13 protein-coding genes are annotated in these 16,187 nt (G+C 71.5%); 3 read left to right on the top strand and 10 right to left on the bottom strand.

The window, feature by feature from the left end; all coding sequences use genetic code 11:
- Nucleotides 1–300 precede the first annotated feature (300 nt).
- Nucleotides 301–909, bottom strand: coding sequence for a flavodoxin family protein (locus tag AQJ27_RS21225; protein ID WP_067371054.1), 609 nt, complete (start codon nt 907–909; stop codon nt 301–303).
- Between the two features lie 101 nt (nt 910–1,010).
- Here AQJ27_RS21225 and AQJ27_RS21220 point away from each other — a divergent pair, with 101 nt between their 5' ends.
- Nucleotides 1,011–1,424 carry a winged helix-turn-helix transcriptional regulator gene (locus AQJ27_RS21220; RefSeq protein WP_067371052.1) on the top strand — a complete coding sequence of 138 codons (414 nt, stop codon included), beginning with the start codon at nt 1,011–1,013 and terminating at the stop codon, nt 1,422–1,424.
- Here AQJ27_RS21220 and mutM read toward each other — a convergent pair.
- The 8 genes from mutM to recG form a co-directional block, all read right to left on the bottom strand.
- Complete coding sequence (gene mutM / locus AQJ27_RS21215; RefSeq protein ID WP_067371050.1) at nt 1,414–2,298, bottom strand: bifunctional DNA-formamidopyrimidine glycosylase/DNA-(apurinic or apyrimidinic site) lyase; 885 nt, start codon at nt 2,296–2,298, stop codon at nt 1,414–1,416. The two genes, AQJ27_RS21220 and mutM, sit on opposite strands and share 11 nt — an antisense overlap.
- 180 nt (nt 2,299–2,478) lie before the next feature.
- Nucleotides 2,479–3,336: a ribonuclease III gene (gene rnc / locus AQJ27_RS21210; protein WP_067371047.1), complete on the bottom strand. Its 858-nt coding sequence runs from the start codon at nt 3,334–3,336 to the stop codon at nt 2,479–2,481.
- 19 nt (nt 3,337–3,355) lie between these two features.
- Nucleotides 3,356–3,529 carry a 50S ribosomal protein L32 gene (rpmF, locus tag AQJ27_RS21205; protein WP_006139588.1) on the bottom strand — a complete coding sequence of 58 codons (174 nt, stop codon included), beginning with the start codon at nt 3,527–3,529 and terminating at the stop codon, nt 3,356–3,358.
- 2 nt (nt 3,530–3,531) lie between these two features.
- On the bottom strand, nt 3,532–4,179 hold the full coding sequence (locus AQJ27_RS21200; RefSeq protein ID WP_067371374.1) for a YceD family protein: 648 nt from the start codon (nt 4,177–4,179) through the stop codon (nt 3,532–3,534).
- Between the two features lie 180 nt (nt 4,180–4,359).
- Nucleotides 4,360–5,433 carry an ATP synthase F0 subunit B gene (locus AQJ27_RS21195; RefSeq protein ID WP_067371040.1) on the bottom strand — a complete coding sequence of 358 codons (1,074 nt, stop codon included), beginning with the start codon at nt 5,431–5,433 and terminating at the stop codon, nt 4,360–4,362.
- A 99-nt stretch (nt 5,434–5,532) separates the two neighbouring features.
- Nucleotides 5,533–6,012, bottom strand: a complete 480-nt coding sequence (gene coaD, locus AQJ27_RS21190; RefSeq protein WP_279636206.1) for a pantetheine-phosphate adenylyltransferase — start codon at nt 6,010–6,012, stop codon at nt 5,533–5,535.
- Nucleotides 6,013–6,038: 26 nt separating this feature from the next.
- Nucleotides 6,039–6,626: a 16S rRNA (guanine(966)-N(2))-methyltransferase RsmD gene (gene rsmD, locus AQJ27_RS21185; RefSeq protein ID WP_067371037.1), complete on the bottom strand. Its 588-nt coding sequence runs from the start codon at nt 6,624–6,626 to the stop codon at nt 6,039–6,041.
- A gap of 39 nt (nt 6,627–6,665) precedes the next feature.
- Nucleotides 6,666–8,888: an ATP-dependent DNA helicase RecG gene (gene recG, locus AQJ27_RS21180; protein WP_067371036.1), complete on the bottom strand. Its 2,223-nt coding sequence runs from the start codon at nt 8,886–8,888 to the stop codon at nt 6,666–6,668.
- A 166-nt stretch (nt 8,889–9,054) separates the two neighbouring features.
- Between recG and AQJ27_RS21175 the strand changes: the two genes are divergently transcribed.
- Nucleotides 9,055–10,893: an HSP90 family protein gene (locus AQJ27_RS21175; RefSeq protein WP_067371034.1), complete on the top strand. Its 1,839-nt coding sequence runs from the start codon at nt 9,055–9,057 to the stop codon at nt 10,891–10,893.
- Complete coding sequence (locus AQJ27_RS55650; RefSeq protein ID WP_067371032.1) at nt 10,890–13,976, top strand: tetratricopeptide repeat protein; 3,087 nt, start codon at nt 10,890–10,892, stop codon at nt 13,974–13,976. The genes AQJ27_RS21175 and AQJ27_RS55650 overlap by 4 nt, the downstream gene beginning before the upstream one ends.
- 224 nt (nt 13,977–14,200) lie before the next feature.
- Here AQJ27_RS55650 and AQJ27_RS21165 read toward each other — a convergent pair whose 3' ends face one another.
- Complete coding sequence (locus tag AQJ27_RS21165; RefSeq protein ID WP_067371030.1) at nt 14,201–16,057, bottom strand: DAK2 domain-containing protein; 1,857 nt, start codon at nt 16,055–16,057, stop codon at nt 14,201–14,203.
- Nucleotides 16,058–16,187: the final 130 nt, after the last annotated feature.

Here is a 16,187-nt window from a genome sequence, read left to right as displayed (position 1 = left end):
ACGCCGACGCACACGACGAAGCCGCGCCCCCTCACTGAACGAAGGGGCGCGGCTTTGTCGTGCGGGCGTGTCTGCGACTTCGTCGGTCTGCGACTTCGTCGTGGTCTGCGACTTCGTCGTGTCTGCGGCTTCGTCGCGCGTGCGCAGGAGCGTGGTGCGGGCGCGTAAAGGCTTGCGTAAACGCTTACGCAAGCCTTTACGTGAACGTTGACGCAGGCTCACGCAAGCCCTTGCACGACCGTTTGCACAGCCCCGCGCAAGCGTTTACGCGAGCGTTTGCGCAAACGATTGCGTAAGCGTTTACGCGGCGACCCCGGCCACCGCCGCGCGTCCCAACGCGACCACCCGCGCCGCCTCCGCGACCCGGCGCCCGAGGTGCTCCGCCGTGGCGATGTCGGCCTTGTGAACGGTCTCCGGACCCTCGTCGACATTGGTCTGGGCGGCGGCGCCGGCGAAGACGCCGAGGCGGTTGAGGTCGTGCTCGGAGGCCGAGGAGCTGTTCCAGCCCGGGTGCAGACCGAGGTTGACCCAGTTCATGCCGTGCTGGGCGGCCAGGATCTGGAAGAACTGCAGGGTGTGCAGCTTGTCGCCGCTCTTGGAGCCGGAGTTGGTGAATCCGGCGGCGAGCTTGTCGCGCCAGTCCTGTCCGAACCAGCGCTTCGAGGACGCCTCGGCGAAGACGTGGAAGGCGCCGGACGCGGTGCCCATGTAGGTGGGCGAGCCGAACACGATCGCGTCCGAGGCGTCGAGCAATTCCCACTGGGCGTCGGTGATCTCGTCGACGTTGATCAGGTGCGCCTGGGCGCCGGCCTCGACGGCACCGGAGCGAACGGCCTCGGCGAGGACGGCGGTGTGGCCGTAGCCGGAGTGGTAGGCGATGGAAATGACAGGGGTACTCGGGGTGCTCACGGTGGGGACTCCTCCAGGTGGTGACAACGAACCAAAGGAAAGCACTAACTTCTGGTTAGTGCAACCCTCTGGTTAGCGCTGCATCGGAGTATGGTGAGCCCATGGAACCCAGCGTGCAGACCGCCGAGCGCGGTGAGTGTCAGGACCTCCCGTACAACGTGTTCGCACGCAGCTGCCCGTCCCGGGGCACGCTGGAGCACGTCACCGGACGCTGGGGATCACTCACGCTCGGAGCGCTGCACGAGGGCACGTTCCGCTTCAACGAGCTGCGGCGCAGGGTCGACGGTGTCAGCGAGAAGATGCTCTCCCAGACACTGCACGCGCTGGAGCGCGACGGCCTGGTGCACCGCGAGGCGCAGCCCACGAACCCCCCGCGCGTCGACTACACCCTCACCCCGCTCGGTCGCGAGATCTCCGAGCGCCTGCTGGCCCTCATCCACTTCGTCGAGGGCCGCATGGACGATGTCCTGGAGGCCCGCGAGCGCTACGACGAGACGCGCGCGGCTACGGAGTGACGCGCGGCGGGCGCTGGCAGCGCGGGCAGAAGTAGCTGGACCTGTTCATCCAGGCGCGCCGCCGCATCGGCGTCCCGCACCGGCGGCAGGGCTCGCCCTCGCGGCCGTACGCGTCGAGCGAGCGGTCGAAGTAGCCGGACTCGCCGTTGACGTTGACGTACAGGCTGTCGAAGCTGGTGCCGCCGACGGCGAGGGCCTCGTTCATGACGTCGCGGATGTGTCCGAGGAGTTCGGCGGTGCGCGGCCGGGTGAAGCCGGCCACGGGGCGTTCGTAGTGCAGTTTGGCGCGCCAGAGCGCCTCGTCCGCGTAAATGTTGCCGACCCCGCTGATCAGCGACTGGTCGAGCAGGGCGCGTTTGATCGTCGTACGCCGGGCGCGCAGGGCCGTGTGGAAGGCCGCGTCGTCGAAGAGGGCGTCCAGCGGGTCGCGGGCGATGTGCGCGATGACGTCCGGCAGACCGTCCGGGGTGTTCTCGTGGAGGGAGAGCCCGCCGAAGGTGCGCTGGTCGACGAAGCGCAGCTCGGTGCCCTCCGCCCCGGCGGGGGCGGGCGTCCGGGTGTCGTCGAAGCGGATGCGGATGCGCAGGTGCTTCTCGTCCGGGGCGTCCTCCGGCTGCACCAGGAGCTGGCCGCTCATGCCGAGGTGCGCGAGGACGGAGAACGGGGAGTCGTCGAGGGGCAGCCAGAGGTACTTGCCGCGGCGCATGGCCGGTCCTACTCGGTGGCCCGCGAGCGCCTTCGCGAACCCCTCGGGTCCGGCGAGATGCCGCCGTACGGCACGCGGGTGCCGTACCTCGACCGAGGTCACGGTCCGCCCGCTGACCCATCGCGCCAGGCCGCGCCGCACGACTTCGACCTCGGGCAACTCGGGCACGGGACTCCTCCGGAGGGGCGGGCACGGGAACGACGCCCGAAGGTTACCTCGTGCTCGCGTCACCCGGACGGGGGCCCAGGACGCACGGCCACGAGACGCGTCAGGCCCCTGTCGCGGCGCGGACGCCGCGACAGGGGCCTGATGCTTTAAGAAGGTGCTGTCGAAGGTGCTACGAAGGAATCAGGCCGTGGCCGAGTCGCTCGTCGGAGCCGAGGGGGCGTCGGTGGGCCCCTCGGCGGCCTTGGCTGCCTGCTCGGCGGCCTGAGCCGCTTCCTCGGCGGCCTGGGCCGACTTCGCGCGTTCGTCCGCGGCGGCGCGAATGGCACGCCACGCGGACTCCGCGGCCTGCTGCTCCGCTTCCTTCTTGCTGCGGCCGGTGCCGGTGCCGTACGAGACGCCTCCGACGCGGGCGGCAGCAGTAAAGGTCTTCTCATGGTCCGGGCCGGTCTCCGAGACCAGGTACTCGGGAACCCCGAGCCCCTCGGTCGCGGTGAGCTCCTGGAGCCTGGTCTTCCAGTCCAGGCCGGCACCGAGATTGGAGGACTTCTCGATCAGTGGGTCGAAGAGCCGGTGGACGAGTTCGCCCGCCGCGTCCAGACCCTGGTCGAGATAGACCGCGCCGATCACCGCTTCAAGGGTGTCGGCGAGGATGGACGCCTTGTCCCGGCCTCCCGTGCCTTCCTCGCCCCGGCCGAGCCGGATGAAGAGGCCGAGTTCGAGGCCGCGGCCCACTTCCGCCAGCGCACGCGAGTTGACCACCGCGGCCCGCAACTTGGCCAGCTGGCCTTCGGGCAGGTCGGGGTGGGTGCGATACAGCGTGTCCGTGACCACGAGGCCGAGCACGGAGTCCCCGAGGAACTCCAGACGCTCGTTGGTCGGCAGACCGCCGTTCTCGTACGCGTAGGAACGGTGGGTCAGCGCACGCACCAGAAGGGCGGACTCGAGCTTGTACCCGAGCCGCCCTTCCAGAAGCGTGTGGGACGAGGCTGTGTTGTCCGCCTTTTTCTTGGCGTTTGGGTCCGCCTTGGCGTCAGACATCAGACCTCTCACCAGCCGCTCAGACCTCGAGGACCTGGCGCTTGTTGTAAGTGCCACAAGCCGGGCACGCGATGTGCTGCAGCTTGGGCTCGTGGCAGCGCTCGCACGCAACCAGGGTGGGGACCGCAGCCTTCCACTGCGACCGGCGGTGGCGCGTGTTGCTGCGCGACATCTTCCGCTTCGGAACAGCCACGGCTACTTCTCCTGCTTCTCGTCGGCGTGCGCTGATGGAAGCGCGCCGCCGCTCAACTCGTCCTTCTCGCCGTCTCCGGATGAACCAGCGAGTCCCTGCAGTGCCGCCCAACGGATGTCGACGGCGTCGTGGTGGTGGTCCGGGTCGTCCGCGAGCCGGACTCCACATTGGGAGCACAGGCCCAGGCAGTCGTCCTGGCACACCGGCTGCATCGGCAGTGCGAGCACCACCGCATCACGCAGCACGGGTTCGAGGTCGAACAGTCCGTCCTCGATGAAGAGCCTGTCCTCGTCTTCCTCGGCGTCGTCGGCCGGCTCCGCTTTGACACGGCCCCGGTCGTCGGCGTCAGGGTACGAGAACATCTCCTGGAAGTCCGCGGCGAGCTCCAGCTCGAGCGGCTCCAGACACCTTACGCACTCCCCCACGGCCCGTGCACGGGCGGTGCCTGTGACAAGCACACCTTCCATGACCGACTCGAGCCGGAGTTCGAGCTCCATCGGGGCGCCTTCCGGCACTCCGATGACTCCCTGGATCCCGAGATCCTTGGGAGCGTCGATCGTGCGGGTCAAGCGCTGCAGCGCACCAGGACGCCGCCCCAGCTCGTGTGTGTCGAACACGAGAGGGTTGCGGTGGTCGAGGTGGGTGTTCAGAGCCGTTCCTGCTTTCGATCTTCGAAACTCGGGGGGTCGCCGCCCCTGGTGTTGTTCCCGGGCAGCAGTGATCGCGGACGTACACGCGACCGAAGAACCAGGATACTGGACCTTTCGCTCTCGGCCCAATCCGGTGCCCAGCCGGTGCCCGGACAGTGTCCGTCCGGCGTCCGTCCGGGGTCAGCGACCCTGTTCGTACGCCCGCAGCTGCTCGGCACTGATCATGGTCGTGTCGAAGAGGCTGGTCTCGTCCAGGGCGTTCGCCATCGGGTCCATGGCCGCCGGCTGCTGCTGCGGATAGGCCTGCTGCCCGCTCTGGTCGTAGGCCGTCTGCTGGTCGTAGCCCTGCTGCTGCGGGTAGGCGGCGTACGGGTCGGCCTGCTGGTAGCCGTACGCGTCCTGCTGGGCGTACTGCTGCTGATAGCCGTAGGGGTCGGGCTGCTGCTGATACGCGTAGGCGTCCTGCTGCTGTCCGTAGTTCGGCTGGGCCGGCACCTCGGGGGCCTGCGCGGGCCGCTCGGGGGCCTCCGAGAGCTCGGCGAGGCCGGCCAGGTAGTCGGAGTCGCTGGTGTGATGGCCGGGCGTCCCGTCCTCCGCGAAGGTGCCCAGCTCGCCCAGGTCGTCGCTGGCGATGCGGCCGTGCAGCTTCTGGCGGCCCTTGCCGACGGCCTCCAGGGTCTTGGCGAGGACCGCCTCGAAGGCGCCGAGCTTGACGTCCACATAGGTGTCGGCGTCCCGGCGCAGGGTCTCCGGGTCGTGGCTGCGCTCGGGGGCGTCCTCGTCCTCGTAGCCCTGCTCGTCGGTGCCGGGGCCGGTGCCGAGGAGCTTCTCGCGGCCGCGGCCGACGGAGCCGAGGGTCTTGGTGAGGACGACCTCGAAGTTGGCGAGCTTGGAGTCGACGTAGTCGTCGGCCTCCGCCCGGATCTCCTCGGCCTCCTGGCGGGCCTCGGCGAGGATGCGGTCCGCCTCGTTCTGGGAGCGGCGGGCGACCTCGGTGTCGGAGATCAGGGAGCCGCGCTGGGCGTGCGCCGACTCGATGATCCGCTCGGCCTCCTGGCGGGCCTGCTCGACCATCTGCTCGCGGCCGCCGATCAGCTCCTCGGCCTGCGCGAGGGAGCCGGGCAGCGCCTGGCGCACCTCTTCGAGCATCGAGAGGAGGTCGGCGCGGTTGACCACGCACGAGGCCGACATGGGCATCGAACGGGCGCTGCCGACCGCCGCGACGATCTCATCGAGCTTCTTCTGCACGTCCACCGTGTGCTCGCCACTCTCTACAGCTGTGATGGAGACGGACGGGTCGACTGTACGACCACTCCCACCCCGCCCGACACCTGGTGACGCACTGTCAGGCACTCAGCTCTTGCCGAGCCGTCCCTTGAGCGCCTCCAGGACGACCCCCGGCACCAGGTGGGAGATGTCGCCGCCCCACTGGGCGACCTCCTTCACGAGCGAGGAGGACAGGAAGCTGTAGGTGGGGCTGGTCGGGATGAACAGCGTCTCGACGCCCGAGAGGCCGTTGTTCATCTGGGCCATCTGGAGCTCGTAGTCGAAGTCGCTGACCGCTCGCAGACCCTTCACGATGGCGGGGATGTCGCGCTGCTTGCAGAAGTCGACGAGGAGGCCGTGGTAGGCCTCGACCTGGATGTTGCCGTACTCGGCGGTGACCTCGCGGATCAGCTCGATCCGCTCGTCGACGGTGAACAGGCCCTGCTTCGACTGATTGATCATCACCACGACGTGCACGACGTCGTAGAGCCTGGAAGCGCGGGCGATGATGTCGAGGTGTCCATTGGTGATGGGGTCGAATGACCCCGGACAGACGGCGCGGCGCAACTGTGGTTCCTCGCTCTCCGGTCCGGTCATCGTGCGTCTTCGCACGTAGAGGCGGCGCGACCGTACCAAAACGTCCCCTCGCCGTAACGACGGGCCCGGATCGCGTCGAAACCGTCCGGCCAGCCGAATTCGCCGCCTCTGGTGCTGCGCTCCACGGTGACGAGCGCTTCGGCCGCGAGCCAGCCCTGCGTCCGGAGTGTGAGCAGAATCTCCCGAAGATCGTCATCGGACACGGCGTACGGCGGGTCGAGGAAGACCAGGTCGTACGGATCCGTCGGCGCCGATCCCTGGACGATCTGCTCCGCTTTGCCCGATCTGACCTCGGCGCCGGGCAGGCCCAGCGTTTTCACGTTCTCGCGGATGATCCGGGCCGCGCGGGCGTCGGCCTCGACGAGGAGGGCGTGCCCGGCGCCGCGGCTGAGCGCCTCCAGGCCGACGGCGCCCGAGCCCGCGTACAGGTCGAGGACGCGCTCGCCCTCCAGCGGGCCGCCGAGCAGGGACTGCCAGGTGGAGAAGAGGCCCTCGCGCGCCCGGTCGGAGGTGGGGCGGGTGCCGGTGCCCGGCGGGACGGCCAGACGGCGTCCGCCCGCCCGGCCGGCGATCACGCGGGTCATGAGGGTCCTTTGCGCTGGAAGTGTGTCGGGGCCAGTCTCTCAGCCCTTGTCCAGGTACTGCTCGCGCTCCTCGTCGAGGAGGGCCTCCAGGGCCGTGCGCAGGCCGGGGAGGGCGGTGAGCTCGGGGTCGGCGGCGACGACCGCGGCGGCCTCCTCGCGGGCCTCGGCGATGATCTCCTCGTCCTCGATGACGGCGAGCATGCGCAGTGAGGAACGGACGCCGGACTGGGCCTGGCCGAGCACGTCGCCCTCACGGCGCTGTTCGAGGTCGATGCGGGAGAGCTCGAAGCCGTCGAGCGTGGACGCCACCGCGGTCAGGCGCTGGCGGGCCGGGCTCGCCTCCGGCATCTCGGTGACCAGGAGGCAGAGTCCCGCGGCGGAGCCACGGCCGACGCGGCCGCGCAGCTGGTGGAGCTGGGAGACGCCGAACCGGTCGGCATCCATGATCACCATGGCCGTGGCGTTCGGCACGTTCACCCCGACCTCGATCACCGTCGTGGCGACCAGGACGTCCGTCTCGCCCGCGGCGAAGCGGCGCATCACGGCGTCCTTGTCGTCGGGCTGCATCCGGCCGTGCAGGACCTCGACCTTGAGTCCTTGGAGGGGTCCCGTGGCGAGCTGGTCGGCGATGTCGAGGACGGCGAGCGGCGGGCGCTTCTCGGCCTCGTCCTCGGGGGACTTCTTCTTGGCCTTCTTCGGGTCGCCAGGTTCGTCGATGTCGTCGCCGATGCGCGGGCAGACCACGTACGCCTGGTGGCCGTTCTCCACTTCTTCGCGCACGCGCTCCCACGCGCGCGAGAGGAAGTGCGGCTTGTCGGCGGCGGGGACGACATGGCTGGCGATCGGCGAACGCCCGGCGGGAAGCTGGTCGAGGACCGAGGTCTCCAGGTCGCCGAAGACGGTCATCGCGACCGTGCGCGGAATGGGCGTGGCGGTCATCACCAGGAGGTGCGGCGGCTGCTTGCCCTTGCCGCGCAGGGCGTCGCGCTGCTCGACACCGAAGCGGTGCTGCTCGTCCACCACGACCAGGCCCAGGTCGTGGAACTGCACCTTGTCCTCGATCAGCGCGTGGGTGCCGATCACGATCCCGGCCTCACCGGTGACCAGGTCGAGCAGCGCCTGCCGCCGCCCCGCCGCCCCCATGGAACCGGTGAGCAGCACGACCTTGGTGGAGTGCTCGGACCCGCCGAGCATGCCGCCCTCGGCCAGCTCTCCCATCATCTCGGTGATCGACCGGTGGTGCTGCTGGGCGAGCACCTCGGTCGGCGCGAGCATCGCGGCCTGCCCGCCCGCGTCGACGACGGCGAGCATGGCGCGCAGGGCGACCATCGTCTTCCCGGAACCGACTTCCCCCTGGAGCAGCCGGTGCATCGGGTGCTCGGTGGCGAGGTCGTCGAAGATCTCCTTGGAGACCTTCTGCTGGCCCTCGGTGAGGGTGAAGGGCAGCTTCGCGTCGAAGGAGGTCAGCAGCCCGTCCGGCTTGGGGAGACGGGCCACGGCGGGGAGTTGGGCGTCGGCGTGGCGGCGGCGGGCCAGGGCGACCTGGAGGACGAAGGCCTCGTCCCACTTGAGACGGGCGCGGGCGTCGTGGATGTCCGCCTTGGTGTGCGGGCGGTGGATCTTCAGAAGGGCCTCGGGGAGGGAGACCAGGCCGCGGCCGTCCCGCAGGGAGTCCGGCAGCGGGTCGACGGCCTCCTGGGCACTGAGCAGCACCGTCTGCACGGACTTGGCGATCTTCCAGGACTCGAGCTTGGCGGTGGCCGGGTAGATCGGGATGAGCGCGCCCGCCCAGGAGTCGACGGTCTCGGCGGCGTCGTCGCTGTCGGCGCGCAGCGGCTCGTAGGCCGGATGGGCCAGCTGGAGGCGGTGGTTGAAGACGGAGACCTTGCCCGAGAACATCGCGCGGGTGCCGGGCAGCAGGTCCTTGTGGGGTTTGTGCACCCCGTTGCCGAAGAAGACCAGCTGGAGGCGGCCGCTGCCGTCGGTGATGGTCACTTCGAGGCGCTGGCCCTTGCCGCGGGGCGCCTTGGCGGAGGCGAAGGTGAGCAGGCGCGCGTCGGCGACCTGGGCGACCACCGTGACGTGCTCGTCCATGGGCAGGTCGGCGAGGTGGGTGAGCTGCCCGCGCTCCTCGTATCTACGCGGGTAGTGGTGCAGCAGGTCGCCGACGGTGTGCAGGCCGAGGTGCTCGGCCATCACCTTCGCGGTGGGAGGACCGAGCACCTTCTTCAGTGGTTCATCGAGCGCGGGCACGAGATCCATTGCACACCACACCACTGACATTGCCGTATACGTCCCGGAAATCCGCTGGTCAGACGGCTCGTTCCGGGCCTAGGATGACGCGCTCCGGCCCTCTTCGCGGTCACCGTCCCCCGGGACCGCCCGACCCCGCGCCGTCGCACGTCCCCCCACCCTCGGCGCAGCGACGATGGACTCCCAGACCTCACAGCCATCACAGGCATCCCAGTCACCTCACACCTTCCAGGTCGACCTGCGTGGTCTGGTGGACCTGCTCTCCCATCACCTCTACTCCAGTCCCAAGGTCTACCTGCGCGAACTGCTGCAGAACGCCGTGGACGCGATCACCGCCCGGCGGGCGGAGCAGCCGGACGCCCCGGCCGCCGTACGCCTGTACGCCGAGGGCGGCACCCTGCGTGTGGAGGACTCCGGTATCGGGCTCACGGAGTCCGACGTGCACAGCCTCCTCGCCACGATCGGCCGCAGTTCCAAGCGGGAGGACGGTCTGCAGGCGGCGCGCTCCGACTTCCTGGGGCAGTTCGGCATCGGGTTGCTGGCGTGTTTCGTGGTCGCCGAGCGCATCCGCGTCGTCAGCCGCAGCGCGCGTACGCCCGACGCGGCGCCCGTGGAGTGGACGGCGACCGACGACGGCTCGTACACCGTGCGCACGCTGCCGCACGAGGCCCGTCCCGAACCGGGCACCACCGTGCACCTGGTGGCGCGCGCCGGAGCCGGCGAATGGCTCACCGAGGAGCGGGTCCGCTCCCTGGCCCGGGACTTCGGCTCGCTGCTGCCGTACGACGTACGCGTCGGCGACGAGGCGATCGCGGAGCTTCCCGCGCCCTGGGACCGCGCCCATCCGAGCCCCGCCACCCGCAGGGTGGCCCTGGCCCGTCACTGCCACGACCTGTTCGGCTTCACACCGCTGGACACGATCGACCTGAACGTGCCGCTCGCCGGAGTCCGCGGCGTGGCGTACGTCCTGCCGTCCGCGGTCAGCCCTGCCCAGCGCGCGAGCCACCGGGTGCACCTGAAGGGCATGCTGCTCACCGAGCGGGCCGAACAGCTGTTGCCCGACTGGGCGTTCTTCGTGCGCTGCGTCCTGGACACGGACAGCCTGCGGCCCACCGCCTCGCGCGAGTCGCTGTACGAGGACGAGACCCTGGCGGCCGTACGCGAGGCCCTGGGCGAGCGCATCCGGTCGTGGCTGACGGGGCTCGCGGCGGGCGACCCGGAGCGGCTGGCGGCCTTCCTGTCGGTGCACCACCTGGGCGTGAAGTCCCTGGCGCGGCACGACAACGAGATGCTGCGCACCATGCTGCCGTGGCTGCCCTTCGAGACGACCGACGGACGGCTGTCCCTGGAGGAGTTCGCGCTGCGCCACCCGGTGGTGCACTTCACGCGGACCGTGGAGGAGTACCGGCAGGTCGCGCCCATCGCCTCCGCACAGGGCATCGGGGTGATCAACGGCGGCTACACGTACGACAGCGAGCTGGTGGAGGCGCTGCCGTCGGTGCGTCCGGGGACGGTCGTCTCGGAGCTGGACGCCGACACCGTGACGGCGCACCTGGACGCCGTCGACCCGGCCGAGGAACTGGCACTCTCGGGCTTCCTGATGGCCGCCCGGGCCAAGCTCGACCCCCTGGGCTGCGACGTGGTGCTGCGCGCCTTCCACCCGCTCTCCGTGCCCGCCCTGCACCTGGACGACCGGGCGGCCCGCCACGAGCAGGCCCGCGCGGACGCCGAGGAGCAGGCCGACGACCTGTGGGCGGGCATTCTCGGCTCGCTGCGCGGCAGCGCGCCCCGCGCCCGCCTGGTCCTCAACCACCTCAACCCCCTGATCCGAAGGATCAGTTCGCTGCGCGACCCGGAGCTGATAGGCACCGCCACGGAGTCCCTCTACGGACAGGCCCTCCTCATGGCGCAGCGCCCCCTGCGGCCCGCCGACTCCGCGCTCCTCAACCGCGCGTTCATCGGCCTCCTGGAGTGGGCCACCCACACCGAGCCCGGGAAGGACGACCTCCGATGAGCCAGGCCATGGGCATGGACTTCGACACCCTGCGCCAGGCGATGGCGGACAACCAGGAGCAGCCGGAGGGTCCGGCACGCAACGCGCGCGCGGAGCAACTGCTCGTCGAGGCCGAGAAGCTGAACATCCCGCTCGCCGTGATCGAGGCGCTCGGACACCAGCTGAAGGTCTACAACTACAGCTCCGAGAAGGACAAGATGTTCGTCCCCTTCGCGCGCCTGCTGCGCATGTGGGACGAGCGCCCCGAGGACTTCGACGAGTACGAGACGCACTCCCTGCACTGGGTCTTCAAGTGGATGTCGGCCGGCATGCTCGACCAGCCGCACATCCCGCTCGCCTCCATAGAGAAGTGGCTCGGCGAGATGGAGCACCGCTACCGGCTGGCCGGGCACTCCGAACGGGCCGTGCGCGGAGCCGAGTTCAGCGTCGCCGCGCACGTGGGCGACCTGGGGCGCGCCGAGCGGGCTTACGCCGCCTGGCTGGCCGCCGACCGGGACACGATGGCCGACTGCCACGCGTGCGAACTCCACAGCCAGGGGTGGTGGCGGGCGGAGCGCGACGCCGACGAGGTGGCGCTGGAACTGTGGCGCCCGGTTCTGGAGGGCGAGTACACGTGCGCCCACGAGCCGCACACCGTCCTCGCGTCGTCCCTGCTCCCCCTGCTGCGTCTGGGCCGCCTGGACGAGGCCCGTGCCCATCACCTGCGGGGCTTCCGGCTGGTGCGGCCCATGGAGAGCATGCGCGGCGCGTACGCGGACCACGTGGAGTTCTGCGCGCTCTCCGGCAACGAGGCGCGCGCCCTGGAGCTGCTCGCGGAGCGGCCCGCCTACTTCACCGACTCCGGGGACCCGCGCAGCAAGCTCGACTTCATGGCTGTGACCGCCCTCCTCATGGACCGCCTGACCGGGCTCGGTCTCGGCGATCAGCCGGTGCCTGGACCGGCCGGCCGGGAGTGGACCGCGAGCGGGCTCGCTGCCCACGCGCGCGGGGAGGCCCTTTCCCTGGCGGCGCTCTTCGACGCGCGCAACGGCACGTCGTACGTCAGTGAGCGGGCTCGTGGGCGGATGGATCAGCGGCCGTTGGTCGCGCGGTTGCCGCTGGGGGTGCGATCCCGGTCCGCGCGACACTTGTCGCCTTCGGGTTCCGCCGCGGGTTCGGGTTCCGCGGCGGCTTCGGCTTCGGCTTCGGCTTCGGCTTCGGCTTCGGCGCGATCGTCGGCCGGCGTGGTGGAGTCGGATGCCGGCTCGGACCCGTCCTCGCTCTCGGCGCTGCTCACCGAGGCCCGGCGGCTGTCCGCGACCCGGAGCCCGGACGCCGTCGAGGCCTGGGCGGCGGTCTCACGGGCCGCCGAGGGCCAGGAACTGGACGTCCGCGACCGCGCGGAGATCGCCGACCACGCGGCGATGGAACGCGGTCCCGAGGGCATCGAGCTCTTCCATGAGGCGGCCGGGCTCTACGCCGAGGCGGGCGACCCCGGCGAGGCGCTCGCGGCCCGTGCGCGTGCCGCGTACGTCCTCGCCCTCACTGGCGGGCCCGAGGAGGCGCTCGCGACCGTCTCGGAACTGTACGAGGGGGTGCTCGCCCTCCTCGCGGACGGCGGGACGGGGGTGTCCCAGGCGGCGTCCGTGCTGGTGGGACGGGCGCGGATATTGATGCTGTTGGTGCAGGAGGACGCGGACGAGGGTGAGTCGGGGGCGACGGCTTCCGGGACCGCCGGTTCCGGGGTCGGCGGGGACGAGGTCGTGGGTGCCGCCGAGGCGGCCGTGCGGGAGCTGCTGGCGCTGGCCGAGCCGCACATCTCGGACGTGCGGATGGCCTCGCGGGCCGCGGAGGCGCGGGCGATGCTCGGGGAGCTCGCGGCGCACGCCGGGGACGCCGAGGCCGCGGCGGAGTTGCTCGGGCAGGCCGCGGCGGCGTTCGTGGCAGCGGGGTTGCCGTGGTTCGCCGTCGAGTACGAGTCCCGGCTCGCCGGGATCGCCCGGCACCTGGGCGACGCGGAGGAGGCCGAGCGGGCCGCACGCGCGGCGCTGGAGCACGGAGGGCCTCGCCTGGAGCCGATGGGCCACGCGCAGCTGCACCTGCAGCTCGCCGAGGTCCTGGGCGCCACCGGGCAGTTCGGGCCCGCCTCGGAACACGCCCTGGAGGCCGCGCACTGGGCCGACGAGGCGGGCGAGGGGCCCACACTCGGCGCCTGGGCCCGGCACCAGCTCGGCGGGTTCCTGCTCCGTCAGGGGCGATGGGCCGAGGCCGCGGAGATCCTTGAGTCGGCGCTGCCCGACCTGACCACCGACATGCACGGCGACGGTGCGATCGTGCAGACGCGTTGGTGGCTCGGCGACTGTCTCACCGAGCTCGGCGAACACCGTGCGGCGGCCGAGCACTGGTTGCGGGCCGCGGACGTCGCCCGGCACTGGCCCGAGCAGCGTGACCACGCGATGCTCGCCCATCTCGCCGCCGAGGCGCTCGGCCACGCCGAACTGCCCGTGCAGGCCGAGCAGGCGTACACGCGCGCCGGTGACCTGTGGCGTGAACTCGGCAACCTCCACGGTCTGATCCGGTCGCTGCGGGCCCGGGCGTGGGTCGCGTTGCGTACGGACTCGGGGCTGGACGGGGCGCGGGAGTCGATGGCGGCGGCGGTGCGGGAGTGCGAGGAGGGGCTGCGGGCGGTGTCGTCCTCCGTTGGGGCCGAGGCCGTGGAGGCCTCGGATGCCGTGGCGGGCTCCGACGCCGTCGAGGGCTCCGATGCCGCGGAGGCCCGTCATCGCCTTGTCGCCGAACTCGGTCACACCCATCGGCAGTTCGGTGACCTGGTCGCCCGTTCCGTTCCGGACGACGCGGAGGAGGCTCTGGCCCACTACACGCGGGCCGTCTCCGTCTTCGCGTCCCTCGGAGACGACGCCCTCGACGCGCGCACCGGGGCCGAGCTCGCGGCGGGGTGGCTGGAGGCCGATCTGCTCCGGCCCGCGGCGGCGGCCGCACGCGCGCGTGCGGTGCTTTCCGCGTACGCGGGTGTGGACGGGGAGGCCGCCCAGGCGCGTCGGGCCGAGGCGGAGAACATGCTGGGCGTGACGGAGAAGGCGTGATGGAGAAGCAGCGGGACCAGTGACGGGCCGGGCCGGGGCGGGGCGGGGCGGGGCGCGGTGAACCGGGCGTTCGGCTCCCCACCGGGCGTCAGCCGAGCAACTCGGCCGGGCGGGGATCCGGGGGGGGCAGCCCCAGCCCAGGGGCACGGGGAACTGCGCGAGCAGCCCCCACCCACCGGTGGCCGAAGAAGACACCCGGCGCCCTGAGGCGGAGCCCTCGGCGGCTACTCCACCCCGATCAGCAGCAACGCGCCCTGTCGACCGCCCCGGTACGCCACCGTGTCCACGGCCAAGTACGACTCCCGGACCCGTGCTTCGAGGTGGGCGGCGATGGAGCCGGGAGCCTCGTCGCCCAGGACGAGGGTGACCATCTCGCCGCCGGCGGCGAGCATGCGGTCGAGGACGGTTTCGGCGGTGGCGGTGATGTCGGAGCCGATCACGGCGACATCGCCGTCGATGAGCCCGAGGACGTCGCCTGCCTGGCAGATGCCGGCCATGGTCCAGGACTGACGTTCGGCGACGGCGACCTCGGCGTAACGCGTGGCGCCCGCCGCCGAGGTCATGGCGACGACGTCCTCGTCGAAGCGGCGTTCGGGCTCGTGGACGGCGAGCGCGGCGATGCCCTGTACCGCGGAGCGGGTCGGGATCAGCGCGACCCGGACGCCCTCCGTACGAGCCTGCTCGGCGGCGGCCGCCGCGGTGTGACGCAGGTCGGCGTCATTGGGCAGCAACACCACCTCGCGCGCGTGGGCCCGGCGTACGGCCTCGACGAGTTCCCCGCTCGCGGGCGGCTCCCCGGGCCGCGCGAGCACGGTGGTCGCCCCGGCCTCGGCGTACAGCCCGGCCAGCCCTTCGCCGGGCACGACCGCCACCACGGCCCGCTGCGCCCGCTCCCGGGGCGGCCGCCCGGCCGCGCCCGCCGTGTGGGCGTCGCCGAGTCCGAAGTGCGTGATCCTGATCCGGTACGGCCGCCCGGCCTCGACGCCCGCCTCCACGGCGGCACCGGCGTCGTCCGCGTGGACATGGACGTTCCACAGCCCGTCCCCGCCGACCACGACGAGCGAGTTGCCGAGGCGGTCGAGCCGGGCCCGCAACCGCGCCACGTCCGCGTCCTCCGCCTCCAGCAGGTAGGTCACCTCGAAGGCCGGACTGTCTTCCCCCGGCGGGCCGTCCACGCACACGCCGTTCACATCCACACGGTCCACGCCATCCACACGGTCCACGCCACTCACGCCGTCCATGCCGCTCACGCCGTCCATGCCATTCACGCGCGTGTGGACCTCGCCCGCCACCCGTCCGGCGCCCGGGGACTCCCCGGTGAACGTCTCCGCCAGTGCCGCCAGCACCGCCAGCAGCCCCCGCCCACCCGCGTCGACCACACCGGCACGCTCCAGCACGGCCAGCTGGCCGGGGGTCGCCATGAGGGCCGCCCGTGCTCCCTCGTACGCCGCGCACGCGACCGTGCCGCAGTCGCCCTCCGTACCGGTGGCCGCCTCGGCGGCGGCCGTGGCGACCGTGAGGACCGTGCCCTCCACGGGGTGCGCGACGGCCTCGCGTGCGGAGTCGGCGGCCTGTCGGAGGGCCAGCCGGAGGGCCTGTGCGTCGGTGTGAGCGGTCTCACCACCGGTCTCACCACCGGCCGCACCGCCGGTCTCGGCACCGGCCGCACCATCGATCTCACCACCGGCGGCGAGTACCTGCGCCATGCCGCGCAGCAGCTGCGCGAGGATCGTCCCGGAGTTCCCGCGGGCCCCGATCAGCGCCCCGTGCGCCATCGCCCGCACGGCGTCGGCGAGCGTGGGCAGACCGGCCCCCATGACCCCCGTGGAAACCTCCCCGAAGGCGGCGGACCCCGTGGGACCGACGACCCCCGTCACCGTCTCGTAGCCCGCGAAAACCGCCTCCACCGCCGCTGCCGCCGACTCCACCGTCAGATACAGATTCGTCCCGGTGTCCCCGTCCGCGACCGGGTAGACATTGATGGCGTCGATCTCCTCGCGCGCCCGCCCCAGCGCCTCCAGCGCGAGGCCGCACCAGGTGCGCACCGCGAGAGCATCCAATGTCTGCGGCACCTGCGGCACCTGCGCCTCCTTGAGCTTCTGGACGTGGCACGCAGCGTAGACCCAGAATGGGTTACTGGCGGTAGGGGGACCCAAGGAGGGGCGGGGTGAGCCCCGGGGCAGACATGGTAGTTTCGTTCTCCGGACGCAG

The organism is Streptomyces olivochromogenes (genome assembly GCF_001514115.1).
Lineage (GTDB): Bacteria > Actinomycetota > Actinomycetes > Streptomycetales > Streptomycetaceae > Streptomyces > Streptomyces olivochromogenes.
Note: the sequence above shows the minus strand (reverse complement) of the source record. Positions and strands in the feature narration are given on the sequence as shown.

What these genes read in the sequence shown, in the direction of transcription:
- rnc (WP_067371047.1), bottom strand. Translation starts at nt 3,336, where the DNA reads ATGTCTGACGCCAAGGCGGACCCAAACGCCAAGAAAAAGGCGGACAAC.
- rsmD (WP_067371037.1), bottom strand. Translation starts at nt 6,626, where the DNA reads ATGACCCGCGTGATCGCCGGCCGGGCGGGCGGACGCCGTCTGGCCGTC.
- recG (WP_067371036.1), bottom strand. Translation starts at nt 8,888, where the DNA reads ATGGATCTCGTGCCCGCGCTCGATGAACCACTGAAGAAGGTGCTCGGT.
- AQJ27_RS55650 (WP_067371032.1), top strand. Translation starts at nt 10,890, where the DNA reads ATGAGCCAGGCCATGGGCATGGACTTCGACACCCTGCGCCAGGCGATG.
- AQJ27_RS21175 (WP_067371034.1), top strand. Translation starts at nt 9,055, where the DNA reads ATGGACTCCCAGACCTCACAGCCATCACAGGCATCCCAGTCACCTCAC.
- AQJ27_RS21220 (WP_067371052.1), top strand. Translation starts at nt 1,011, where the DNA reads ATGGAACCCAGCGTGCAGACCGCCGAGCGCGGTGAGTGTCAGGACCTC.